General features: G+C 74.1%; 25 protein-coding genes. 16 read left to right on the top strand and 9 right to left on the bottom strand.

Annotated features, from left to right (window positions below; translation table 11 throughout):
• Positions 1–18: 18 nt before the first annotated feature.
• The gene (locus AMIR_RS42930; RefSeq protein WP_187313448.1) at positions 19–3,207 is read left to right on the top strand and encodes a VWA domain-containing protein; all 3,189 of its coding nucleotides are present in this window, start codon (positions 19–21) and stop codon (positions 3,205–3,207) included.
• Positions 3,208–3,316: 109 nt separating this feature from the next.
• Positions 3,317–4,657, top strand: a complete 1,341-nt coding sequence (locus AMIR_RS26650; protein WP_015804081.1) for a COG1470 family protein — start codon at positions 3,317–3,319, stop codon at positions 4,655–4,657.
• A 102-nt stretch (positions 4,658–4,759) separates the two neighbouring features.
• Here the strand turns inward: AMIR_RS26650 and AMIR_RS26645 are convergent, their stop codons facing one another.
• The 3 genes from AMIR_RS26645 to AMIR_RS26635 form a co-directional block, all read right to left on the bottom strand.
• The gene (locus AMIR_RS26645; RefSeq protein WP_015804080.1) at positions 4,760–5,401 is read right to left on the bottom strand and encodes a response regulator transcription factor; all 642 of its coding nucleotides are present in this window, start codon (positions 5,399–5,401) and stop codon (positions 4,760–4,762) included.
• 280 nt (positions 5,402–5,681) lie between these two features.
• Positions 5,682–6,329 carry a response regulator gene (locus AMIR_RS26640; protein ID WP_118948485.1) on the bottom strand — a complete coding sequence of 216 codons (648 nt, stop codon included), beginning with the start codon at positions 6,327–6,329 and terminating at the stop codon, positions 5,682–5,684.
• A 5-nt stretch (positions 6,330–6,334) separates the two neighbouring features.
• Entirely contained in the window at positions 6,335–6,991 is a 657-nt protein-coding gene (locus AMIR_RS26635; RefSeq protein WP_015804078.1) for a sensor histidine kinase, read from the bottom strand.
• 223 nt (positions 6,992–7,214) lie between these two features.
• Here AMIR_RS26635 and AMIR_RS26630 point away from each other — a divergent pair, with 223 nt between their 5' ends.
• Positions 7,215–8,174 carry a radical SAM protein gene (locus tag AMIR_RS26630; RefSeq protein WP_240438701.1) on the top strand — a complete coding sequence of 320 codons (960 nt, stop codon included), beginning with the start codon at positions 7,215–7,217 and terminating at the stop codon, positions 8,172–8,174.
• A gap of 13 nt (positions 8,175–8,187) precedes the next feature.
• Here AMIR_RS26630 and AMIR_RS26625 read toward each other — a convergent pair whose 3' ends face one another.
• Positions 8,188–8,490, bottom strand: coding sequence for a PadR family transcriptional regulator (locus AMIR_RS26625; protein ID WP_015804076.1), 303 nt, complete (start codon positions 8,488–8,490; stop codon positions 8,188–8,190).
• 164 nt (positions 8,491–8,654) lie between these two features.
• Between AMIR_RS26625 and AMIR_RS26620 the strand changes: the two genes are divergently transcribed.
• From AMIR_RS26620 to AMIR_RS36265, 5 genes are all read left to right on the top strand, one after another.
• Positions 8,655–9,566, top strand: a complete 912-nt coding sequence (locus AMIR_RS26620; RefSeq protein ID WP_015804075.1) for a DUF1996 domain-containing protein — start codon at positions 8,655–8,657, stop codon at positions 9,564–9,566.
• 208 nt (positions 9,567–9,774) lie between these two features.
• Positions 9,775–10,320: a sigma-70 family RNA polymerase sigma factor gene (locus AMIR_RS26615; RefSeq protein ID WP_015804074.1), complete on the top strand. Its 546-nt coding sequence runs from the start codon at positions 9,775–9,777 to the stop codon at positions 10,318–10,320.
• A complete protein-coding gene (locus AMIR_RS26610) occupies positions 10,317–11,036 on the top strand; it encodes a zf-HC2 domain-containing protein (RefSeq protein WP_015804073.1) in 720 nt (239 codons plus the stop codon). The genes AMIR_RS26615 and AMIR_RS26610 overlap by 4 nt, the downstream gene beginning before the upstream one ends.
• Before the next feature lie 137 nt (positions 11,037–11,173).
• Positions 11,174–12,559: a hypothetical protein gene (locus AMIR_RS26605; RefSeq protein ID WP_015804072.1), complete on the top strand. Its 1,386-nt coding sequence runs from the start codon at positions 11,174–11,176 to the stop codon at positions 12,557–12,559.
• A gap of 395 nt (positions 12,560–12,954) precedes the next feature.
• Entirely contained in the window at positions 12,955–13,692 is a 738-nt protein-coding gene (locus AMIR_RS36265; protein WP_015804071.1) for a DUF4383 domain-containing protein, read from the top strand.
• Positions 13,693–13,796: 104 nt separating this feature from the next.
• On the opposite strand, the gene AMIR_RS26595 is transcribed toward AMIR_RS36265, so the two are convergent.
• Positions 13,797–14,750 (bottom strand): aldo/keto reductase, encoded by a 954-nt coding sequence (locus AMIR_RS26595; RefSeq protein ID WP_015804070.1) that lies wholly within the window; start codon positions 14,748–14,750, stop codon positions 13,797–13,799.
• An 82-nt stretch (positions 14,751–14,832) separates the two neighbouring features.
• Between AMIR_RS26595 and AMIR_RS26590 the strand changes: the two genes are divergently transcribed.
• A complete protein-coding gene (locus AMIR_RS26590; RefSeq protein ID WP_015804069.1) occupies positions 14,833–15,492 on the top strand; it encodes a M50 family metallopeptidase in 660 nt (219 codons plus the stop codon).
• A 172-nt stretch (positions 15,493–15,664) separates the two neighbouring features.
• Here the strand turns inward: AMIR_RS26590 and AMIR_RS26585 are convergent, their stop codons facing one another.
• The 3 genes from AMIR_RS26585 to AMIR_RS26575 form a co-directional block, all read right to left on the bottom strand.
• Entirely contained in the window at positions 15,665–15,964 is a 300-nt protein-coding gene (locus AMIR_RS26585) for a WhiB family transcriptional regulator (protein WP_015804068.1), read from the bottom strand.
• Between the two features lie 184 nt (positions 15,965–16,148).
• Positions 16,149–16,955 carry a SigB/SigF/SigG family RNA polymerase sigma factor gene (locus AMIR_RS26580; protein WP_015804067.1) on the bottom strand — a complete coding sequence of 269 codons (807 nt, stop codon included), beginning with the start codon at positions 16,953–16,955 and terminating at the stop codon, positions 16,149–16,151.
• Positions 16,952–17,389, bottom strand: a complete 438-nt coding sequence (locus tag AMIR_RS26575) for an ATP-binding protein (RefSeq protein ID WP_015804066.1) — start codon at positions 17,387–17,389, stop codon at positions 16,952–16,954. The genes AMIR_RS26580 and AMIR_RS26575 overlap by 4 nt, the downstream gene beginning before the upstream one ends.
• A 158-nt stretch (positions 17,390–17,547) precedes the next feature.
• Between AMIR_RS26575 and AMIR_RS26570 the strand changes: the two genes are divergently transcribed.
• On the top strand, positions 17,548–18,345 hold the full coding sequence (locus AMIR_RS26570) for an ATP-binding protein (protein ID WP_015804065.1): 798 nt from the start codon (positions 17,548–17,550) through the stop codon (positions 18,343–18,345).
• Here AMIR_RS26570 and AMIR_RS26565 read toward each other — a convergent pair.
• Entirely contained in the window at positions 18,296–18,688 is a 393-nt protein-coding gene (locus AMIR_RS26565) for an STAS domain-containing protein (RefSeq protein ID WP_240438700.1), read from the bottom strand. The genes AMIR_RS26570 and AMIR_RS26565 overlap by 50 nt on opposite strands.
• 439 nt (positions 18,689–19,127) lie before the next feature.
• Between AMIR_RS26565 and AMIR_RS26560 the strand changes: the two genes are divergently transcribed.
• The 6 genes from AMIR_RS26560 (at position 19,128) to AMIR_RS26535 (ending at position 23,047) form a co-directional block, all read left to right on the top strand.
• Complete coding sequence (locus tag AMIR_RS26560) at positions 19,128–19,334, top strand: hypothetical protein (RefSeq protein ID WP_015804063.1); 207 nt, start codon at positions 19,128–19,130, stop codon at positions 19,332–19,334.
• 502 nt (positions 19,335–19,836) lie between these two features.
• A complete protein-coding gene (clsA, locus tag AMIR_RS26555) occupies positions 19,837–20,448 on the top strand; it encodes a cardiolipin synthase ClsA (RefSeq protein WP_015804062.1) in 612 nt (203 codons plus the stop codon).
• 58 nt (positions 20,449–20,506) lie between these two features.
• Entirely contained in the window at positions 20,507–20,887 is a 381-nt protein-coding gene (gene gcvH, locus AMIR_RS26550) for a glycine cleavage system protein GcvH (protein ID WP_015804061.1), read from the top strand.
• 113 nt (positions 20,888–21,000) lie between these two features.
• On the top strand, positions 21,001–21,453 hold the full coding sequence (garA, locus tag AMIR_RS26545; RefSeq protein ID WP_015804060.1) for a glycogen accumulation regulator GarA: 453 nt from the start codon (positions 21,001–21,003) through the stop codon (positions 21,451–21,453).
• A gap of 33 nt (positions 21,454–21,486) precedes the next feature.
• Positions 21,487–22,428, top strand: a complete 942-nt coding sequence (gene ftsR / locus AMIR_RS26540) for a transcriptional regulator FtsR (protein WP_015804059.1) — start codon at positions 21,487–21,489, stop codon at positions 22,426–22,428.
• Positions 22,429–22,573: 145 nt separating this feature from the next.
• Complete coding sequence (locus AMIR_RS26535) at positions 22,574–23,047, top strand: bifunctional nuclease family protein (protein ID WP_015804058.1); 474 nt, start codon at positions 22,574–22,576, stop codon at positions 23,045–23,047.
• Positions 23,048–23,248: the final 201 nt, after the last annotated feature.

Genomic DNA, 23,248 nt, shown 5'->3' with positions numbered 1-23,248 from the left:
CGCCCGGTGGACCGACCGGTGATCGGACGAGTGGGCAGACCCGCCGCCTCCCTGGCGCTGGCGGTGCTGCTGGGCGGCTTCCTGCTCGCCGACCGGGCGCCGCAGGCCACCGCGCAGGACCACCCCCTCTCCCCCTACCTGGTGGGGTACGAGGGCGGGGACGACGTGCACAGCGCCAACGCGCGGGGCGAGGACCAGCGCGCCCTCAGCGGCCCGGACCGCGGGGAGGCGCAGCCCGCGTACTCCCCGGACGGCACGCGGATCGCCTACGTCCAGTGGGGCGTCGAGGCTCCCCCGAGCTCGGCGACCCCGTCCTCGGCGACCCCGTCCCCCGCGCCGGGCCCGCCGGTCACCGGCTTCGCCGGCCTGGTCGTGGCCAACGCGGACGGCACCTCCCCGAGGGTGCTCAACCCTGGGATCGGCGGGGCCGAGCCGACCTGGTCCCCGGACGGCACGAAGCTCGCCGTCACCACCGAGGCGGGCATCCGCGTCCTGCGCGTCGCGGACGGCGCGGTGCTCGCCGACGTCCCCGCGCCGCCGACCCTGTCCGCCCGCGACAGCGAGCCCGCCTGGTCCCCGGACGGCACGACCATCGCGTTCACCAGGCGGATCGACGGCCAGGAGACCCCGAGCACCGGTCCGTACGCGGTGGTGGGCGGCACGAGCCCCGGCGGCGACTACCGGACCGGGGTGAGCCTGACGACCGACGAGGTCCCGAACAACCCGGACATCGTGTTCCTGCTGGACAACACCGGCTCGATGGGCGGCTACATCCAGGACGCCAAGGCCAAGCTGACCGGCGTCCTCGCCCGGATCTCCCAGCTCCAGCCGCAGGCGCGCTACGGCCTGGCCACCTACCGCGACATCGACGAGCCCGAGCACTACGAGCTGCGGCAGCGCCCCACCGCCGACCTCTCCGCCTTCCAGACCCAGCTGAACTCGGTCACCGCGGGCGGCGGCGGCGACGGTCCCGAGGACTGGTTCAACGGCCTGCGCCAGCTGGCCACCGATCCCACCGTCTTCACCCGCGACGGCAGCCGCATCGTGGTGCTCCTCGGCGACGCGCCGCCGCACTTCGACTGCGACAACCCCGCAGCGGCCTACTGCCCCCGGTACCCCACCCGCGACCAGGTCGTCTCCGCGCTGACCGGCGCCGGCGCGCAGGTGCTCGCGATCCCGCTCGGCACCCCGTCCTCGCTCGACGCGGGCGGCCACGCCACCGACATCGCCAACGCCACCGACGGCCTCCTGATCGACGGGAGCATCCCGCCCGACGCGACCGCCGACGCCATCGCCGCGGGCATCCGGGACCTGCCGGTCACCGTCACCCCGCAGCACTCCTGCGACCACGGCGCGACCGTCGGGTTCGACCCGCCCGGCCTCACCCAGCGCGGCGGCGGGCAGGTGTCCTTCGCCGAGACCGTCAAGCTCCCCGCCGACATCCGCCCCGGCACGACCGCCACCTGCCAGGTCGACTTCCTGTTCAACGGCCAGCTCCCCGAACCCCGCCGCACCCAGCACCTCACCGCCACCGCCCAGACCCCCGGCGCCCCCACGGTCGTCGTCAGCGGCGCGGTCGTGACCAGCCCCGACGGCCAGCCCGCCCCCGCGACCTTCACCGCCACCGCCACCGACGCGACCGGCGCCCCGCTCACCCCCGGCTGCGACCAGACCCCCGGCGCCCGCTACCCGGTCGGCTTCACCACCGTCACCTGCACCGCCACCGACGCCTCGGGCCGCACCGGCTCCGCCACCGCCCCGCTGGCCGTCCAGGGCCCCGGCACCGGTCAGGGCACCGGCATCTGGTTCAGCGCCGTCGACCAGGACACCCTCCGCTCCACCCGCCAGATCCCCTTCACCGCCAAGGTGAACGAGCCCTGCGCGAACGACGGCACGGCCCCCGCCTGGTCCCCGGACGGCCAGCGCCTCGCCTACGCCCACCGCGCCGAGCACCTGTGCACCGCCAACGCGGACGGCACCTCCGCCACCAGGATCGTCAGCGCCACCGGCCCGAACCACCCCGAGTGGACCCCCGACGCCGCCGCGATCCTGTTCGACGGCGACGACGACGGCCGCCGCGCGATCTGGTCCGTCCCCCCGAACGGCGGCGACCCGGTCACGCTGGTCAGCCGCGCCGACGGCGCCGCCCACCCCACCACCCGCCGCCTGCCCGACCTGGCCGTCACCGCGAGCGCGTCCCCGCCGGACGTCGTGTTCGGCGGCGGCGCCGAGTACCTGTTCACGATCACCAGCACCGGCCTCGTCACCGCCCCCGGCGCCCCGATCACCCTGGACCTGCCGCCCGGCCTCGAGGTCGACGAGGTCCTCACCACCAGCGGCAGCTGCCGACCCGACGCCACCCGCTGCACCCTCGGCGGCCTCGCCAGGGGCCAGCGGGCCGAGATCCGCGTCCAGGCCACCGCCACCACCGCCGGTGAGCAGACCGCCACCGCCACCGCCCCGGTCGACATCAACCCCGGCGACAACACCGCCCGCGCGAAGGTCACCGTCGCCGAGGAGGTCGTCCCGCCAGCCAACCCCGGCTCCCTGTCGCTGGCCGTCGCCGCCGTTCCCCCGGACAGCTACGTCGGCGGCCAGGACGTCGTGCTCTCCTACCGGATGCGCAACGGCTCCCCGGAGCCGATGACCGACGTCCGCCTCGTCACCGCCCTGCCGCCCGAGCTCGGCGCCCCCACCTCCGCGGGCCCCGGCTGCACCGCGGACGGCGAGGAGTGCGCCCTCGGCACCCTCCATCCCGGCCAGCTCGCCGAGGTCCGCCTCACCCTGCCCGCCAGGGCGGCCACCAGGGGCCCCGCCGGCGGCTCGGTGTTCACCACCGGCCCGGACTCCGACGTCGTCGACAACACCGCCGCCGTCGAGGTGTCCGTGCGCCAACCCCGGCTCACCGTCGACCCGCCCATCGGCCCGCCCGGCTTCGTCGCCCGCGTCGTCGGCGTCGACTTCCCGCCGGGCGCCGAGGTCCGGCTCGCCTGGAGCGCGGGCGTCACCCAGGAACCCGCCACCGCCCGCGTGGGCGGCGACGGCGGCGTCGACGCCCAGCTCCTGGTGTTCCCGCGCGACCGCCTCGGCCCCAGGGACGTGCTCGCCGCGCCGCTGACCGGACCCCGGTTCGGCCAGGTCGCCTCGAACCCGTTCCTGGTGGTGCCCAGGACCGTGCAGCCACCGGACTTCGTGTTCCGGGGCTGACCAGCCGGGGGGACGCCCGCCGGGCCGCCCGCACGGGCAGCCCGGCCCGCACCGCCCCCCGCCCGAAGACCCCTGCCCCCACCCGCCCAGTCCACGGAGGATTGCCCCCATGGGTGCCACCGCCACGCTGTCAGCCCCCGCGCTGTCCGCAGAACCCGGCCAGCAGGTCGAGTGCACGGTCGTCGTGCGCAACACCGGCGGGCTGGTCGACCAGTTCACCGTCGACGTCGTCGGCGACACCGCGGAGTGGGCCGTCGCCGAACCGGCCGAGGTCAACCTGGTCCCCGACCAGACCGCCGAGGTCGTCGTCCGCTTCACCCCGCCGCGCAGCTCCGCCGTCCACGCGGGCGTCCGGCCGTTCGGCGTGCGCGTCACCTCCCGCGAGGACCCGTACGGGTCGGTCGTGGAGGAGGGGACCGTCGAGGTCGGCGCGTTCACCGCGCTGCACGCCGAGCTGGTGCCCACCAAGAAGGAGGGCGCCCGGCGGGCCCGCTACGAGGTCGCCGTCGACAACACCGGCAACGCCCCGCTCGCGCTGCGGGTCGAACCGCTCGACCCCGAGGACGAGCTGGTCCTGACCGCCACCCCGCGCGAGCTCGTCCTGCCGCCCGGCACGACCGCGTTCGCCAAGGTCCTGGTCAAGCCGCACGACACGTTCCTGCGCGGCCAGCCGGTGCGCCGCCCGTTCCGGGTCGACGTCGTGCCCGCCGAGGGCGACAAGATCGCCGTGGACGGCGTGCTGGTGCAGCGGCAGGTGCTGCCGAGGTGGCTGCTGCCCGCGCTCGCCGCCCTGCTCGCCCTCGCGCTGCTGCTCGCCACCCTGTGGTTCACCCTGCTCAAGCCGATGGTCAGCTCCGCCGCCCGCGAGGCGGCCGAGAAGCAGGCCGAGGAGGTCAAGGCCGTCGCCCAGGAGGCGCAGGCGGGCGCCGCCGCCGCGCAGGCCGGGGCGGACGAGGCCAAGCAGAACTCCGAGAAGGTCCTGGAAGCGGTCGGGATCGACCCGAGCACCGTGCTCGCGCCCGGCAGCTCCTCCGGCGGCGACGCGGCCGTCGCGCTGCCGCAGCGCTCCACCGCCCAGGCCCCGCCGCCCGCCGAGCCCACCGACTTCCGGGTGGCCGCGGACTCGCCGATCACCGGCGACGCGAGCCGGTTCTCCGACTTCACCCACACGCCCAAGGACGACAAGAAGACCCTGGCGATCACCGACCTGATCGTGCAGAACCCGCGCGGCGACGCCGGGACCGTCCGGCTGCTGCGCGAGTCCAACGGGGCCCGCAGCACGCTGCTGGTGCTGGGCCTGGCGAACTTCCGGGACCAGGACTACCACTACGTGCAGCCGCTGCGGTTCAAGCCGGGCGAGAAGCTGGTCCTGTCGGTGAGCTGCCAGAACCCGGCCGAGCGCGGCAACTGCACCCCCTCGGTCTCGTTCTCCGGGCGCGTCGAGGGCTGACGTGAACGGGGCGCCGCCCGAGCACCGGTTTCCCGGAGCCGAGGCGGCGCCCCGTTTCCCGCGCCTCGCGGCCGAACCTCCGAGAGGGGCGGGGGAGCGGTCCTAGATCAGGCCCTCGCGCAGCGCGTAGGCCACCGCGTGCGCCCGGTTGCGCAGGCCGAACCGGTTGGTGATGTCGTGCAGGATGGACTTGACCGTCCGCTGCGAGTAGCACAGCCGCTCGGCGATCTCCCGCGTCTCGTACCCGTCGGCAATCAGCCGCAGCACCTCGGTCTCCCGGTTCGACATGCCCGCCATCGTCCAGCCGTTGGGGTGCAGGACGTTGCGCTGCAAGCGGGACACCCGGTTCAGCAGCTTCCCGAGCAGGTCCGGCGGGAGCGCGCCCTCACCGGCGGCGGTCGCCTTCAGCAGCCGCACCAGCGTCTCCGGCGTCGCCTCCGAGCGGCGCACCACCGCGGACACCCCGCTGCTGACGGCGTTCAGCAGGTCCGAGTCCGCCACGTCCCCGGCCACCAGCACGATGCCGGGGCCCTCGCCCACCTGGAGCCTGCGCAGCAGCTGCTGCGCGTCCGAGTCCAACCGCTCCAGGACGACCAGCGCCACCTGGGCCTCTCCCCGAGCGCTGTCCTCGGGATCGACGAGCCTGACCTCCGGCCGCGCCCGCAGCGCCGCCGTCACCCCGGCTCTCGTGATCGAGTCGGTCGCGTGCAGGACGACCGACAACTGCTGCTGCTCCACGATCATGTCGCGCTCCAACCGGATTGCCGTGCCCCGTGTGTGCCCCGTCGAATCGTCCCGAGCCGGGGTGTCCCGACGCCATGGGCGCCCCGTCCCGAACTGTCCCGGCCCGAGGTGCGGACAGCGCTTTCCAGGCACTCCGCACCGTGCTCCCCGGCGTGCTGCTCTCCGGTCTTGATCGTTGTCCTGCAAGCACTTCTACCCACGAGCCCGCGCTCCACGCCGTCGGTCCGCGGCACTGGGACACCGCGTCCCCCGGCCGGGCTCCTGCCGTGTGAGAGCGCTCTCATCGTTGTCCCATCCCGGCCTCGCGGGCCCGCGCCACCGCTTCCGCCCGGTCGGCCACGTGCAGCTTCCGCAGGATGTTCGACACGTGGTTGCGCACCGTCTTCGGGCTCAGCACCAGCCCCCGCGCGATCGCCCCGTTGCCCTCGCCGCCTGCCATCAGCCGCAGCACCTCGCGCTCCCGCGACGTCAGCTCCGGGAACGTCTCGGGACGCGGCTGCGCGGGTGCGCCGAAGTACGCCAGCAACCGGCCCGCGATCGCCGGGCTGAAGATCGCCTCGCCCTCGGACACCGCCCGCACCGCCCGCACGATCTGCTGCGGCTGCGAGGCCTTCAGCAGGTAGCCGAGCGCGCCCGCGCGCATCGCCGCGAACACCGAGTCGTCGTCGTCGAACATCGTCAGCACCAGGACCCGCGCGCCGGGGTGCTCGGCCACGACGCGCCGCGTCGCCTCCACCCCGCCCAGGTCCGGCATGTTCAGGTCCATCACGACCACGTCCGGCCGCAGCGCCGCCGCCAGCTCGACGCCCATCCCGCCGCCCGACGCCTCGCCGACCACGGTGATCTCCGGTGAGGACGCCAGCACCGCCGACAGCCCGAACCGGAACATCGGGTGGTCGTCCACCACCAGCACCCGCAGCGGTCGCACCGCGCTCACCCGCCCACGGGCAGCTCGACCGCGATGCGCGTGCCACCCCGCTCGGGGACCTCGGCGGCCCACGTGCCGCCCACCTCGCGCGCCCGCTCCCGCATCGACCGCAGCCCCACGCCCGCAGGCGCCACCTCGCCCGCTGCTCCCGCCTCGCGCGGCAGGCCGACCCCGTCGTCCACGACCTCGACCCGCAGCCGGTCGGTGAACCGCAGCCACACCGCGCAGCGCCGGGCGCCCGCGTGCCGCACCACGTTCGTCAGCGCCTCGCACACGATCCGGTAGGCGGCGACCTCGACGTCCGCCCCCAGCTCGGGCAGCTCCCCGACGACCTCCACCTCCACCACCACCGGGTGCCGCCCGGCCAGCGCCCCCGCGTGCGCCCGCACCGCCCCCACCAGCCCCAGCCGCGCCAGCACCGGCGGGTGCTGCGCGTCGGCGGCGAGCCTGCGCACCTCGGCGACCGCGCCGTGCGCCTCCTCCTCCAGCGCCACCAGCAACCTGCCCGCCGCGGCGGCGTCGCGCGGCAGCAGCTCGCGCGCCGCGCGCAGGCCCAACGCGATCGCGGCCAGCGAGGGCCCGACCCCGTCGTGCAGCTCGCGCAGCACCCGGCGCCGCGCCTCGGCGGCGGCGTCCCCGGACACGACGAACTGGCGGCGCATCTGCCCTCCCGGACGAGGCCGACGGACGTGTGGGGGTCGACCTCGTACAGGTTGTCGCGAGCCTGCCGAGGACCGTTTCACAGCTTCGACCCGTTCCCACGTTGGGAGGAATCAGCCGCGAATCCCGGTTACCGGACATGTATCAGCGCCCTTGATCAGTGCTCCGTACGGAGAGGGGTTGCGACAGGAGGGCGGCGACATGGCTCAGGTTGGTGGACGCTCCGTGTTCCAAGTTCACCCGACCCGGTTGTGCACCCTGCGGTGCCTGCACTGCTACTCCAGCTCCGGTCCGGACGTCGCCGAGTCCTTGCCGATCGGAGTCCTCGGACCGGCCGTCCGCGCCGCCGCGACCCTCGGCTACGACGTCCTGAACGTCTCCGGCGGCGAACCGCTCCTGTACCCGGAGCTGCGGGCGCTGGTGGGCGCCGCGCGCGACGCCGGGATGCGCACGATCGTGACCACCAACGGGCTCTCCCTGTCCCCGCGCCGGATCGCGCTGCTGCGCGAGGTCGACCTGGTGGCCGTGTCGGTCGACGGGACCAGGGCCGACCACGACCGCCTGCGCGGCGAACCGGGCGCCCACGAGCGCGCGCTGGCGGGCGTCCGCAGGCTCACCGAGGCGGGCGTCCCGGTGGGCGTGGTGACCACCCTGACCAAGTCGGGCACGACCAAGCTGGGCGAGGTGGCGGACCAGGTCGCGGCGGCGGGCGCGCTCCTGCTCCAGGTCCGCCCGCTGGAACCGGAGGGCGCGGGCCGCCGCCTGCTGCTCGAACGCCCCGGCGCGGTGGAGCTGGCCTACGCGGCGGTGGAGCTGGGCAGGGTCGCGGCGGAGCACGGCCTCGCGGTCCAGCTCGACGCCGTCCCCCGAACCGCCCTGCTGCGCGACCGCGCGTCGTTCACGGCGGCGAACGCCACGGGCGCCCTGGGCGCCTGGCTGACCCCGCTGGTGGTGGAGGCGAACGGCGCGGTCGTCCCGGCGGCCCACGGCTTCGACCGCCGCTACGCCCTGGGCTCCCTCGTGGACCGCCCGCTGGCCGAGCTGGCCGCGACCTGGGACCCGGCCCCGTACCGGGAGCTGTGCGCGCGCACCTGGGAGCACCTGACCGACAGCCGGACCGGGCCGCTGGTCGCCTGGTACGGCCACCTGCTGCGCGCGTCCAGGGCCCGCGTCGGCTGCCCCTGACCGGGCGGCGCCGTCAGGCCCCGTCGGCGCTGCGCCGCAACCGCTCCAGCGACCGGTGCGCCCGAGCGACGGCGGTCTGCGCCACCGGGACCGCGTCGGGGACCAGCCGGTAGTAGCGCCTGCGCGGCCGACCCTGCTCGCGCGGGTCGACTTCCTCCCACTCGCTGCACACCCACCCGCGCAGTTCGAGCCTGGCGAGGATGGGGTGCACGGTGCCGCTGGGCAACCCGGTGGTGCGGCACAGCTCCAACCCGTACCGGGGCCGGTCGGCGTCCTCGAGCAGCACGCCGAGGACGAGCCGGGTCGGCAGCGTCATCCGGGGACCTCCACCAGCCGCCACCAGGTCAAATCTACTAAGGGGGCGGTCGGGGGACACCGCATTTAGCGGGGTGCGGCCGTTTTTCCCACCACCGGCCGAACGGCCGCAGCGACGGCGAGCCCGTGTCGGCGGGGTGCCGGGAGCCGGCAAGGTAGTCACCCGTGAGGGCGATCATCCTTGGGCTGGCGCTGCTCCTGACGCTGGCCGCCTGCGCGACGGACGACCGCTACCTGCCCATCGACGAGGCCCCACGCGTGCCACCGGCGCCGGTGGTGTCGGCGGACGCGTCGACCGGGACGTTCACGATCTCCTGCGGTCGCAACGAGGGGCGCCACCTCAACGCGGACAACGTGGTCATCTCACCGGGCCGCCCGAACGGCGCGCACCACACGCACGAGTACGTCGGCAACGAGTCGACGGACTACGCGTCGACGGACAGCTCGCTGGCGGCGTCCCCGACGACCTGCGCCCACGAGGACCGGTCCGCGTACTACTGGCCGGTGCTGCGGCTGACCGACACCACGGGGCACGACGAGCACCAGCCGGGTGGGGGTGTGCACGGGAATACGGGGGAGGTCCTGCCGCCGGAGGAGGTGGTGGTGACCTACCGGGGGAATGCGGCGGGGCGTGTTCTGGGGATGCCCGCTGGACTGCGCCTGATCACGGGTGACCCGGCGGCGTTCACCAATGGGGGAGGGCGGGCGCGGTGGGGGTGCGTGGGGGTGGACCGGGTGACGGACCGGTATCCGCGGTGCGAGGCGGGGAGCGGGGTGGAGCGCACGTTCGAGTTCCCGAGCTGCTGGGACGGGAGGAACGTGGACAGCGTGAACCACCGGGGGCACGCGGTGTTCCCCCTGGGTGGGCAGGTGTGTCCGGCGGGGACGTTTCCGGTGCCCGCGCTGACGGTGCGGGTGGTGTACCGGGTGCCGGAGGGGCGGCCTTATGCGATCGACAGCTTTCCGGAGCAGTTGCGGGACCCTCGGACGGATCACGCGATGTTGGTGTCGGCGTTGCCAGGGGGGCTTGTGGAGCGGATCCGGGGGTGTTTGAACAGGGGGGAGGTGTGCGGTTGAGGGGGAGGCGGTGGTGGGGAGGAAGGGGGGCGCGGATGCGGCGGGGGCTGCTGGGGACCGCTGGGGAACCTCTGGGGGACTGCTGAGGGCGCCGGGGACCTACCGGGGTGCCACTCCTCACCCCAACCCTTGACACCCCACCCCCGAATGAACCGTTCCCTCCCCCCATCCGTGTTCACGGGCACGAGCTGGTGGAAGGAGTGGGTGGATGGCGGCTCTGTGGTCCCGCAAACGGGAGACCGCGGCCGACGAGGCCCTGATCAGGACCCTCTACGAGGAGCACGGTCGGGCGTTGCTGGCGTACGCCACGCGGTTGACCGGTGATCGGGCGGCGGCTGAGGACGTCGTCCAGGAGACCCTCGTCAGGGCTTGGCGGCACCCCGAGGCGCTGGTCAACGGCAAGGGTTCGGTGCGCGGGTGGTTGTTGACGGTCGCGCGCAACATCATCACCGACCGGGTCCGCGCCCGCGCCGCGCGACCGCAGGAGGTCGCGGAGTCGCCCGGCACCACCCCGGTCGCCCGCGACCACGCGGAGGCCGTGGTCGACTCGGTCGTCGTCCTGGAGGCGCTGCACCAGCTCTCCTCGGACCACCGCGACGTCCTGCTGGAGATCTACTTCCGGGGGCGCAGCGTCACCGAGGCCGCCGAGGCGCTCGGGGTGCCGCCGGGAACGGTGAAGTCGAGATCGCACTACGCGCTCAGAGCACTGCGCGAGACCTTCACCGGGGTCTCGCTGAAGGAGGTGGCGGGATGACCGGGACTCACGACAGCAGCCGCGTCCCGCAACTGCTCGGCGCGCACGTGCTGGGAGTGCTGGAGGAGGCGGAGGTGCGCGAGGTGGAAGCCCACTTGGCGACCTGCCCGACCTGCCGCGACGAGGTGAACGGGCTGAGGGCGATGGAGAAGGCGCTGGGCGAGGTCCCGCCCGAGGCGCTGCTGGACGGACCACCGGACGGCGGCGACCTGCTGCTGCGGCGCACGCTGCGGCAGGTCGGGCAGGAGCGCCAGGTCCGCGCCTCGCGCAGGCGGGTCGGCACGGGCGTGGCCGCCGCCGCGGTCGTCGCGGTCGTGCTCGGCGGCGGCTTCGCGGTCGGCCGGGGCACCGCCCCCACCGACGACGCCGCCCTCTCGACCCCCACGCCCGTCCCGTCCGCGCCACCGTCCGGCACCCGCCTCGGCGCCGGGGCCGACCAGGCCACCGGTGCCCGGATGACCGTCCAGGTCAGGCCCGCCGCGGGCTGGGTCAGGGTCAACGCCTCGGTCGCGGGCATCCCGAAGGGCGAGCAGTGCCGCATCGTCGTCGTGGCCAAGGACGGCACGACGCAGGACGCGGGCAGCTGGCTCGTCTCCGAGGCAGGGGAGAAGGACGGCACCACCCTGGACGGCTCGGCCCTGATCGCCCCCGAGGACGTCGCCGCCGTCGAGGTGCGCGACTTCGACGGCAGGACGTTCGTGTCCGTCCCAGTGTGACCCACCGCGCGTCCCGGTCTCCACACCGGAGACCGGGACACGATCGGGTGGATTCACCGGACCACCCCGTCACCGCAACGGGTGGACCACCTCCCGCTGCGGTGGCCGGGTGGCCCGGTGGTGCACAGCGTTGGGGGGTGGACCCCCAACAGAGCAACCGGGCCGCGTACACCGTGAACCGCGGTCTGTTCGACGCGTTCACCGCGCCCTCCGACAACCCGGCCGTCCAGCCGCCGCGCAACCTGCGCAACACGATCCTGTCCCTCGGCCTGCCCGGCTGGGCCGCCCGCCCGCAGGACTTCACCGACGCCTGGTCCCCCGCCCGCCGCGCGGGCGGCACCGCGACCGCCCGCCGCATCGCCTCCGTCTTCGGCGACGTCCCGAAGGCCGACACCGCCTACACCTCCACCGGCCACCGCCTGGAGGAGGTGTACGGCTTCGTGGTCGACGCGGAGCTCCAGGTCGGCGAGGCGGACCACGACCAGGAGGCCCGCTACGAGCGCGCCTACCGCGCCCTGCACCGCGCCGAGGAGGTCGCCGACCCCGCCTCCGCCGACTGCCGCACCCACACCGTGCCCACCGAGGCGTACCGCGCCTACCTGCGGCACGCCGTCGACCACGACAACGCCCGCGCCGCGCACAACCACGCCCGCCAGCACGGCGAGCTCGCGGAGGAGGAGTTCGACCTGGTCAGGCGGGTGTTCCTGCAGATGGAGCGGGACGGCGGCCGGGAGATCAGGCAGGAGCTGGCGACCCTGGCCACCACCACGCGCAACGTGGTCGCGCGCGCGTTCGCCGACGCCCGCGAGCGGTTCGCGAGCGCCGAGCTGGACCTGGACGGGGTGCCGACGCGGCTGTCCGAGCTGATCCCCGCGGACTGGGCGGTCGGCGGCGGCGTGTGGGGGAGCGCGCGGTACGGGGCCGAGGCCGTCGGGCGGGCGAACCAGGCCGAGGCCGACGCCTGGGCGTGGCACACCGGCATCGCCGACGGCATCTGGTCGCGGGGCGCCGAGCGCCTCCACTCCGACACCCCGGTCGAGGGGATGGAGCTCGCCTTCGAGTTCACCTCGGTGGCCGTCTACCGCCCGTGGTTGCAGTTCCTGCTGCTCGGGATGCCCGGCTGGGAGGTGCCCGGCATGGGGCCGGGCGAGCTGTCCCAGGGGCTGCGCGGCGACAACGCCCGGTCCTGGTGGCCGCTGCTGACCACGGCCTTCCTGGCCGTGCGGGACCTGCGGGTCCGCGCCGACTGGGGCCCGGCGGACCGCGACCTGATCGCGTCCGCGCGGGAGGGCGCCGCGCTCGGCTGGGGACCGTTCCAGGTCGCGGGCGAGTACGCGCACCAGCCCCAGGGCGTCCACGACCGGGTGCCCTCCGAGCTGGTCGGCGACGAGCTGGTGGTGCCCGGCGCCCAGGTGGTCGGGGTGCTCGGCCAGGTGGTCCCGTTCAGCCCGCCGGGCCTGACCGAGGTGCTGATCCCGCGCCAGGAGTCGCTGCTCGCGGGCAACGCCTACCTGATCTCCTGACCCCGGTAAATGCTTTGACGGCGGGTGTGGCCGGGCGCATGATCGACGGGTGGGAATCGAACTCGGCGACGCCGTTCGGGCAGCGGCGGAGCGATGGCGTCCCGGCCTCACATGGGGTGGGCCGGACGGGTCCTGACCACGGCGGGACCTGCGCACGCCCGACGGTGGAACTCCTGGTCGGGTGGGGTGGGAGCGGTTCCGTGAACTCCGCTCCCACCGCCTCGCGGAAATCCCCGGAAAAATCCCGGAAAATGATGGGAAGCATTTTCCAAGTTAGCCGGAATTATTTCCCGCTGCGGTTCCGGAAACTGGAGGAGTTTGCCCGCCGCGGGCCGGGGGTAGTCGTAGGTCGTCCTGAGCCCGACTAGCGGGCTCACGGTCCCACGGAGGGCGTGATGACCCACTCGACCACCACCGGAACCGCCTCCGGTCGCGTCAAGGTCGCAGGCCTGCAACCGGCCCAAGTCCTCACCGCCCTGCTGGCCGTCCTGCTCCTGGCCGCCGGCGTCGTCGGCTTCGTCCGCACCGGCTTCGGCGACTTCGCGGGCGACCGGCACGCCGAGGTCTTCGGCTTCCACGTCAACCCGCTCCACAACACCGTCCACCTGGCGACCGGCGTCCTGGGCCTGCTCATGGCGAGCGGTTCCGCGCTGTCCCGCCTCTACGGCTGGATCGTCCTGCTGGCCTACGGCGCGGTCACCGCGTGGGGCCTGATGATCACCGGCGTGCTGTCGGTCAACCCGGTCTCGGGCCTCGGCAACCCGCTGGCGATCAACAACGCCGACAACGGCCTGCACGCGGGCCTGGCACTCGCCGGTCTGGTCATCGCGATCCTCCCGGCCCGCCGCAAGATCGTGGTCGACGAGCCCGCCTACGAGCCCGAGGCGCACCACGACGACACCGTCCGGGGCAACCGCTTCGACCAGCCGACGCTGCACCACCCCGCCCCTGAGCGCGAGGTGCCCAAGCCCAGGGTCGAGGCCATGGACCCGACGGTCGACGCCTCGAAGGCCACCACCGGGAAGGTCGACCCCGTGGCGGGCGACACCCGTCCGGTGCAGACCAGGGGCGGCGACACCCGACCCACCCGCACCCAGCCCGTGGACGCGCCGGGAGCGCGCCCCACGCGCTGAGCGCGGAGCACCAGCGGAAGGGCCGTCCAGCTTCGAGCGGGCGGCCCTTCCGCCGTGTCCGGGCCCTGGCGACTCACGGGCCCAGGCCCAGGCGACGCCCAGGCTCAGGCAGCCGCGTCCAACCGCGCCAGGACCTCCTCGGGCAGCACCAGGTCGGCGGCCCCGAGCGCCTCGTCGACCTGCGCGACCGACGACACCCCCACCACCGGCACCACGCCCTGCGCCATCACCCAGCCCAGCACCACCTGGTTCCGGGTCAGCCCCAGCTCGTCCGCGACCTCCCCGAGCACCGCCAGGCGCCGCTCGTTGCCCACGTGCCGGTTCTCCTCGCGCAGCGGCCTGCCCGCGTACTGCCCGAACTGGAGCGCCGAGTACGCCACCAGCGCGAAGTCCCCCTCGCTCCGGGCGAAGTCCAGCAGCTCCCCGGTCATCAGCACGTGCCCGGACTCGGGCAGCCGGTACCCCGGCCGGGGCCGCAGGTAGCTGAACCGCAGCTGGGCCGCCGCGTACGCGGGCCACCCGTTGGCCCCGGACACCGCCCGCGCCCGCTCGATCCGCCACGTCGCGTGGTTGCTGCACGCGATCTCCCGCACCGACCCGCGCGCCACGAGCCCCGCGAACGCCCCCAGCGTCTCCGCCAGGTCGACGGACCGGTCCTCCACGTGGCTGTAGTACACGTCGACCCGGTCGGTGCCCAGCCGCCGCAGGCTCCCCTCGATCCCGGCCTCGACCACCCCGGCCGACAGCCCCTCGTACCCCGTCCCGGCCTGCCCCGGCCCCGACGCCGCGGGCCGCGCCCCGACCTTCGTGCCCAGCACCACCGAGTCCCGGTTGCCGCGCGCGGCGAGCCACCGCCCCAGCACGGCCTCGCTCTCGTCCCCCGTGCCCTCCTCGGTCCACGAGACGTAGTTGTTCGCCGTGTCCAGGAACGTCCCGCCCGCCTCGGCGAACCGGTCCAGGATCGCGAACGAGGTCCCCTCGTCCACACCGGACCCGAACGGCAGGGTCCCCAGGCACAGCGCACTGACCTCCAGCGCCCCCAGGCGCGCAGTCCTCATGGCGGTGCAGCCTGCACCCTGGAGCGGACTCCAGGTCAAGCCTGCGGCGCGAACGGGCCCGGCACTGGCATCCTGGGCGGTGATGTCGACGATCGCGCAGTGGGCCCCCGCAGTGCTCGCCCTGGTCCTGGTGGCCAGTCCGGGCGTGTGGCGCTACGCCCGCCACACCATCACCATCGCCCACGAGGGCGGCCACGCGCTCATCGCGCTGCTCACCGGCCGCAGGCTCCAGGGCATCAAGCTCAACTCCGACACCTCCGGCGTCACCGTCTCGCGCGGCAGGCCGTCCGGACCGGGCGTGGTCGCGATGTACTTCGCGGGCTACGTCACCCCGCCGCTGCTCGGCCTCGGCGCCGCGTGGCTGGTCACCGAGGGGCACGTGCGCCAGCTGCTGTGGGCGACGGTCGTCCTGCTGGCCGCCATGCTGATCATGATCCGGAACGTCTTCGGCGTGTTCTCGGTGATCCTCACCGGGGGCGTGATGTTCGTCGTGTCCTTCTACGGGACCGACGACCTGAAGTCCGGGTTCGCGCTGTTCGTGGCCTGGTTCCTGCTGCTGGGCGGCGTGCGCCCGGTGGGGGAGCTGCAGAGCAGGCGGATGCGGGGCAAGGCGCCGCAGTCCGACGCCGACCAGCTCGCCCGCATCACCCGCGTGCCGGGGCTGGTGTGGGTGCTGCTGTTCGCCGCGGTGGCGATCGGGTCGCTGTTCTACGGCGGGCAGCTGCTGTTCCCCGAGTTCTAGGCCCGAGCTCCAGGCTCCGGAGCCCTAAGACCCCGGAAAGCACTGACGGGGCCTCTCCCGGTGGGAGGGGCCCCGCGTCTGTTCCGGCTTGGGGCGTCCCCGACGCCACCGGATCGCACTCGTACCGCGCTGTACCGTGCCGTTCGCCGCTCCGCTGGAACCTCCGCCGCGCTCAGGCGACGGCGCTCACCCGTCGGCGGGTGGCGGAGATGATCCGCCTGCGCTCGTCCTCGCCCATGCCGCCCCACACGCCGTAGGGCTCCTGAACGGCCAGCGCGTGCTCGCGGCACTGGGCCAGCACCGGGCAGCGCGCGCACAGCTCCTTGGCGCGGTTCTCGCGCGAGGCGCGCGCCGAGCCGCGCTCGTTGTCCGGGTGGAAGAACACCGCGCTGTCCCGCCCCCGGCAGAGCCCGTCCTTCTGCCAGTCCCAGACGTCGGTGACGGGCTTGGGCAGGCGTGCGGTGCTGGTCATGGTGCGACCCCCTCCAGGCGGCTCTCATCGGGTGCTGATCAGGTCTTCCCCGCCGAACGGCGAGACAAACGCCGGGAAGCCCGATCGGGCTACCTCTCAGCAAACGCTCAGGAGAACCACCCGCGAGGGGGTCGATGAGCGGTGAGCGGAGCCCTGCGCGCGCCGCTCACCCTGCTCGTCCGTCCTACTGCTCCAGCCCGTCCCGCAGCTGCCGCAGCGTCTTGGCCAGCAGCCGCGACACGTGCATCTGCGAGATGCCGACCTTCTGCGCGATCTGGGTCTGCGTCATGTTCCCGAAGAACCGCATCACCACGATCCGCCGCTCCCGCTCCGGCAGCTTCTCCAGCAGCGGGTGCAGCGACTCGCGCTGCTCGATCGCCTCCAGCTCCGGGTCCTCCTCGCCGAGCGTGCTGCCCAGCGAGATGGAGCTGTCGTCGGCCACGAGCAGGTCGTCCAGCGAGGCGCTGTGGTAGGCGTTGCCCGCCGCCAGCCCCTCGTGCACCTCCTCGCGGCTCAGGCCCAGGTGCTGCGCCAGCTCGCTGGGCGTCGGCGCCCTGCCCAGCTCCTGCGACAGCCGCGCCGACCCGGCGTTGATCGCCAGGTGCAGCTCCTTGAGCCTGCGCGGCATCCGCACCGACCAGGACGAGTCGCGGAAGTACTTCCGCACCTCGCCCATGATCGTCGGCACCGCGAACGACAGGAAGTCGCTGCCGCGCTCCGGGTCGAACCGGTCGACCGCGTTGATCAGCCCGACGGTGGCCACCTGCACCAGGTCGTCGTGGGGCTCGCCCCGGTGCCCGAACCGGCGCGCGATGTGCCTGGCCACCGGCAGGTGCTCGGTGACCAGCTCGTCCCGCAGCCGCTCGCGCGCCGGGTCGCTCGCCGGGGTCTGGGCGAGCCGGGTGAACAGCGGGGCGAGGTGGTCGTAGTCGCCCTGGCTGCTCGACTTGCCCGACGCCGCCTTCGTGGCGCCCCCTTCAGCCGCCGTCACGCATCCACCGTCCCCAGTGACCGCTTGACCAGGTCGATGTGCACCTCGTAGCTCTCCTCGCCGGACTTCGGCGCGACCCACGTGGTCACCGAGTCGACCAGCGCGCTCAGCACGCGCCAGCCGAAGCTGTCGCGGTCCGGCGGGGCGGCGCGCTCGGAGACGACCTGCGTCGACACCTGGACGTCCCCGTCCGCGACCACGAAGCGGGCGCTCAGCACCGCGCCCTTCGACGCCAGGGAGATCAGCGTCGAGCAGGCCTCGTCCACCGCGAGCTTCAGGTCCTCGATCGAGTCCAGGTCGAAGTCCTGCCGCATGGCGATGTCGGCCGCGACCGCGCGGACGACCGACAGTTGCGTGGGGTCCGCCGCGATCCGCAGCTCCACCCCGCTCAGGGCGTTGTCAAGCTCACCGCTGTGCGGCTCCGTGTGCGACACGCTCACCTCATCGTCCGATCTGGTTCCCAGGATGATCGGGGGTGCAGGCCCCCGGTAGTGCACCGACGCTATCGATACCCGAAGTGGTGGTCGCTCACACGTGTGAGCACCGCCATGAGGGGGAAGCCACCGAGGTGCACCACACGGGGAGGCGCACGGTGACCGACCAACTCGCCGACCGGCACTGGCGGGCGGAGTTCCCCGCCGAGCCGGCAAGGCTCTCGGCCCTTCGACAGCGCGTCGACCGGTGGCTCGCCGGTCTCGGCGTCGAGCAGGACGACCGCTACGACCTGCTGATGGCTGTCAACGAGGCCGTCAGCAACTCCATCGAGCACGCCTACCCGCCGGGCTCGCCCGGCAGCGTGCGCGTCGAGGCGACCGTCGAGCCGGACGGTCGCGTCAGGGTGGTCGTCGCCGACGACGGGCGCTGGCGCGTCCCGCCGCCGGGGCTGTCGTCCAGGGGGCGCGGCCTGCTGCTGATGCGCGAGAGCGTGGACGAGGTGCTGCTGGACCGGTCGCCCGGCGGCACCACCGTCGTGCTCGTGCTCTCCGGCAGGCACTCCCCCGGAACCACCCGCCTCGCGGTCGGCGCCCACCAGGAGGTGGTGGTGCGCGAGCGCGCGGGGTGGGTGGAGGTCGTGGTCAGGGGCGACGTGCCCGTCCGCGCCGGTCCCGCCGTGCGGCGCGCGATCCTCACCGCGGCGCGCGGCGGCGCCGTTCCGGTGGTGGTGGACCTGCGCGAGCTGGGGGACCGGGCGGACGGGTTGGTGCGCAGCCTGCGCGCGGTCGCCTCGGCCGCGGCCGAGGCGGGGACGCGCGTGGTGGTGCGGGCGCCCGAGGGCGGGTCCGCGCACCGGGCGCTCGTCGCCTCCGGGGTCGACCAGGTCGTCGACCTGGTCGGGCACGCTAGCCCCGGTCACCGCCCAGCGCCTCGGCCACCGACGGGTGAACGCTGAACACCTCGCCCAGACCGGTCGCGGCCAGCGGGCGGAGCACGGCGCGCTCCACCGCGACGACCCGGAACGCGGCCTGCTCGCGAGTGCTGCGCTGAGCGGCCTCCACGAGCACCGCGAGACCGGCCGAGCCGAGGAAGCCGACGCCGCCGAGGTCGAGCACGAGGGTGCCGCCGGTGGTGATCCGCTCGATCACCTCCGAGCGCAGCCGGGGCGCGGTCAGCATGTCGACCTCACCGGTGACCCTGACCACGGTGACGCCGTCGGCGACCCGCTCCGCGCTGATGTCGATGTGCTCGGCGGGACCCGACTCGACGGCGCCCGTCCCGCTTCCGTCCGTGGTCACGACTTCGGGATCGTGAACCGACACGAGGGTCTCCTCTTCAACTGCCACCGCTTGGGGGGTGGGGAGCCCGTCAACGGGGTGCCTGTCCTGGTGCAGCGCAGGTCAACGCCCAGCCGGAGCTCCCCGGCGCGGCTGTTGGCTCAACCGCTGCACCGCTCACCGTACGGAGCGCGGTCGGGCACCACAAGCCGCGCCCCGGCCCCACCAAGATCATCTTTTCTGAAGTGCCGGTGCTGTGGGCGGCCGGACCGCCGCGCCGAACGGTTGATCATCGCCGGGGCGGGTACGCCTTCGGTGAGCCGGTCGTGCAGCTCGGCGACCGCTCGGACCCGATGGGCGCGCAGGACGCGCGTAGCGGACGTGTTCCGCACCACAATTCCCCCCAGAAGGCGTCCGCCGATCACGGGCGGACGGCGCACCGGACGGAGGTCTGCACACCATGAGCACCAGGACGGAAGCCGAGATCGGGCACGCGAAGCGCAGGGCGGCGCTGCCCACCGCGCCGTGCAGCGTCGTGTGGAGCAAGGGCCACGCGTACGTGCTCGAGGGCTTCCGGGCCCGCTGGGTCGGCGTCGACGACCGAGGTCGTCCGCAGGCGCTGACGGGCGCCGAGCTCCAGCGGCGGGGCTGGAGCCGCACCAGGTAGGGCGGCGGCGCGAGGTGGGCAGGGGGCGCTCGGCGTCCCGCCCACCTCAACGCTCCCCGGCCCGACGCCCCCGGCCCGACGCCCTCGGCCCGACGCCCCCGGCCCGACGCCCCCGGCCCGACGCCCTCGGCCCGACGCCCTCGGCCCGACGCCTCGCACCTGACGCCCCGGACCCGAGGCCCCCGGCCCGACGCCCCGACCGGACGTCCCCGGACCCTCGAAGTGATCTTGAACGGTGGGGGTTTCCCGCGACCCGCGCCGGGGAAGAACACCCCCTGTGAACAGCGGCACCCGGAACGCGCAGCGCGTCCGCCGAGCGCGAGCCCACCGGGCTCACCGGCGCACGCCGTCGCACCCGGCCGCCGCGCCCCGGACCCGGCCGCCCGGCGCCCGGCCGAACGGCCGACCGCGCTCGACCGGGTCCCGCACCCGCGCCGCCCGCCCGAACCCCCACCCCTACACCGGTGAGCCCCGCCACTGGCGTGCGCCTAGCATTCGTGCCGTGTCCACGCCGCCCGCAGCCGAACCGGCCCCCCAGGACCGGTACCTCACCATCCCGAACGCGCTCAGCGTCCTGCGGCTGCTCGGCGTGCCCGTGTTCCTCTACCTGCTGCTCGGCCCGCGCGCCGACGGCTGGGCGCTGGTGCTGCTGATCGCCGCGGGCGTCTCCGACTGGCTCGACGGCAAGATCGCGCGCTGGCTGGACCAGACCAGCAAGCTCGGCGTGCTGCTCGACCCGGCGGCCGACCGCCTCTACATCGTCGCCACGATGATCGCGTTCGTCGTGCGCGACATCCTGCCCCTGTGGGTGGTGCTGGTCCTCGTGGGCCGCGAGCTGGTGGTCGGCGCGTGCCTGCCGGTGCTGCGCCGCCTCGGCTACCGGGCCGCGTTCACGATCACCTACCTCGGCAAGGCCGCCACGTTCATCCTGCTCTACGCGTTCCCCATGCTCCTGGTCGCCCAGGGCGGCTCGACGTTCGCGCAGGTCATCAGGCCTTTCGCCTACGCCATGATGGCCTGGGGAGCGGCCCTCTACCTGTGGTCCGGGGCGCTGTACGCGTACCAGCTCGTGCTCGCGTCCCGAGCGCAACGGCCGGGGGTCGTCTCCGCCTGAGCAGGACGTGGGAAGATCCGGAAGCGAAGATCCACCGTCATTGAAGGAGCGCACCGCGGTGATTCCCGAGGAGCTCAAGTACACCGAGGAACATGAGTGGGTGCAGCGCACAGGTGAGACCACCGTGCGCCTGGGCATCACCGACTTCGCCCAAGCCCAGCTCGGCGACGTCGTGTTCGTCCAGCTCCCGGAGCTCGGCGAGAAGGTCTCCGCAGGCCAGACGCTGGGCGAGGTGGAGTCGACGAAGAGCGTGTCGGACATCTACGCGCCGCTCGCGGGCGAGGTCACCGCGCGCAACGACTCACTGGACCAGCAGCCCGACCTCATCAACGAGGACCCCTACGGCGAGGGCTGGATGGTGGAGCTCCGCCTCGACGACACCGACGCGTTCGAGGGCCTCCTCGACGCCGCCGCATACCAGGAGCTGGTCCAGGAGTGACGTCGATCTTCCGCAAACTCTTCGGTCGCCGGGGGAGCCGATCCTCGGACGCAGGTTCGGGCACGATAGGTTCTAACGAACTCGACGGATCCAGCAGCAGGAGGAGAGCTCAGGTGAGCACGAACGACGGGCCAGGCGTTCCGCCCGAGCAGTCCCCGGAGCGGACCTCCGTTTTCCGGGCCGACTTCCTCGCCGAGGTCGAAGGCGCGCCCGCGAGCGAGCCCGCGGTGGCGGGCGTCGACGCCCTGCCGGCCGGGTCCGCCCTGCTGGTGGTCAAGCGGGGGCCCAACGCGGGCTCGCGCTTCCTGCTGGACCGGGACACGACCAGCGCCGGTCGCCACCCCGACAGCGACATCTTCCTCGACGACGTCACCGTGTCCCGCAGGCACGCGGAGTTCCGCCGCGAGGGCGGCGAGTTCGTGGTGATCGACGTGGGCAGCCTCAACGGCACCTACGTCAACCGCGAGCCCGTCGACCAGGCGGTCCTCGCGAACGGCGACGAGGTCCAGATCGGCAAGTTCCGCCTGGTCTTCCTGACCGGCCCCGGCGCGGGCGGCCAGGGGTAGCGCGGTGAGGCCGCGCCCGGCCGGGGAGGCGACGTGACGTCGGCCGGGCGGCCCCAGCGCGGGGGGATGGGCATCGGGGCCGTGCTCTCGCAGCTCCGGTCCGAGTTCCCCGGCGTGACGATCTCCAAGATCCGCTTCCTGGAAGCGGAAGGGCTGGTCCGCCCGGCGCGCACGGCGTCGGGCTACCGCCGGTTCAGCGTTTCGGACGTCGAGCGGCTGAGGTACGTGCTCACCGCGCAGCGCGACCGCTACCTGCCGCTCAAGGTCATCCGCGAGCAGCTGGACGCGGCCGACGACGGCCTCTCGGGTCCCGCTCCGGCGGGGCCCGTTCCGCTTTCGGCGGAACGCGACGTGGATCACGGCCGGGGCGAGCAGGTGCTCGCGGGCCGCCCGTGGTCCACGACGCGGCGCCCCGGCGGCGCGCGGTCCGGTGACGAGGTCCCGGCCGCCCGCGACGCCGAGCACCCCCTCCCGGCCGGTCCCGCCGGTCCCGCGCCCGATCGCACCGCGCCCGCGCGGGTGGCGGCGCCCACCGCGCCCGCTCCCCGCTCCGAGCTCCCCACTGCCGCCGACCTGGCCCCCGCCCCCGGCGACCGGCTGTCCCGCGAGGACCTGCTGGCCCAGTCCGGGCTCGACCGGGCGGCCCTGGCCGAGCTGGAGCGGTCGGGCCTGCTCGCGCCCGGCCCCGGCGGCCTGCACGACCCCGACGCGCTGGCCGTGGCCAGGACCGTCCGGGCCCTCGCCCGCTACGGCGTCGAGCTGCGCGACCTGCGCCCCGCCCGCGCCGCCGCCGACCGCGAGCTGGCCACCGTCGAGCGCGTCCTCGCCCCGCTGCGCCCCGGCCGCGACCCCAGGACCAGGGCGCGCGCCGACGAGGTGGGCCGCGAGGTGGCCGCGCTGCTCGTGGCGCTGCACACACTGCTGGTCCGCTCCGGCGTGCGGGAACTCGCCGGTGACCGCGTTTCGCCGAGGTGAACGCGCGGGAACGCGGTGCGAAGGAAGATGCTGGGCGGTTGCGCACACAGCCCGCTTGGCGGGTAGCGTCGGGAGGGCATGTGGGGAATCCTCGTAGACCAACGGGGACGCCAGAGTTTCAGCGCGCTGAGGGAGGCGATACCCGATGAGCGAGATGCGCGTCGTCGGAGTGCGGGTGGAGCTGCCCGCGAACCAGCCGATCCTGCTGCTGCGCGAGACCGAGGGTGAGCGGTACCTGCCGATCTGGATCGGCTCGGTGGAGGCCACCGCCATCGCCCTTGAGCAGCAGGGTGTGCGACCCGCCCGGCCGCTGACCCACGACCTGCTCAAGGACGTGATCGGGGCGCTGGGGCGGCAGCTCGAACAGGTTCGCATCATCGATCTGCAGGAGGGCACCTACTTCGCCGAGCTCGTGTTCGACGGCGACATCAGGGTGTCCGCGCGGCCCAGCGACTCCGTGGCGCTGGCGCTGCGGGTCGGCGTCCCGATCCACGCGGACGAGGCCGTGCTCGCCGAGGCCGGGCTGATCATCCCGGACGAGCAGGAGGACGAGGTCGAGAAGTTCCGCGAGTTCCTCGACTCCGTCTCCCCGGAGGACTTCCGCGGCGCGGACACGTAGGCCGCGCCGAGGGCTCAGGCAACGCGGAGGGGGCCGTCCACGATCTTCGGATCGGGGCGGCCCCCTCCGGCGCGTCACGGTGTGTCGCCGGGGTGTGGCGTTGGCCCCACCCGGTGAGGGATGGGTGGGTGATGGACACCCGCATCACGCGCCGTCGACCGGTTTCGGCTAAACGATCACTAAACGTCACTCGGTCGGACG

The organism is Actinosynnema mirum DSM 43827 (assembly GCF_000023245.1).
Taxonomy (GTDB): Bacteria; Actinomycetota; Actinomycetes; order Mycobacteriales; family Pseudonocardiaceae; genus Actinosynnema; species Actinosynnema mirum.
This window is presented reverse-complemented; position numbering and strand designations above follow the sequence as displayed.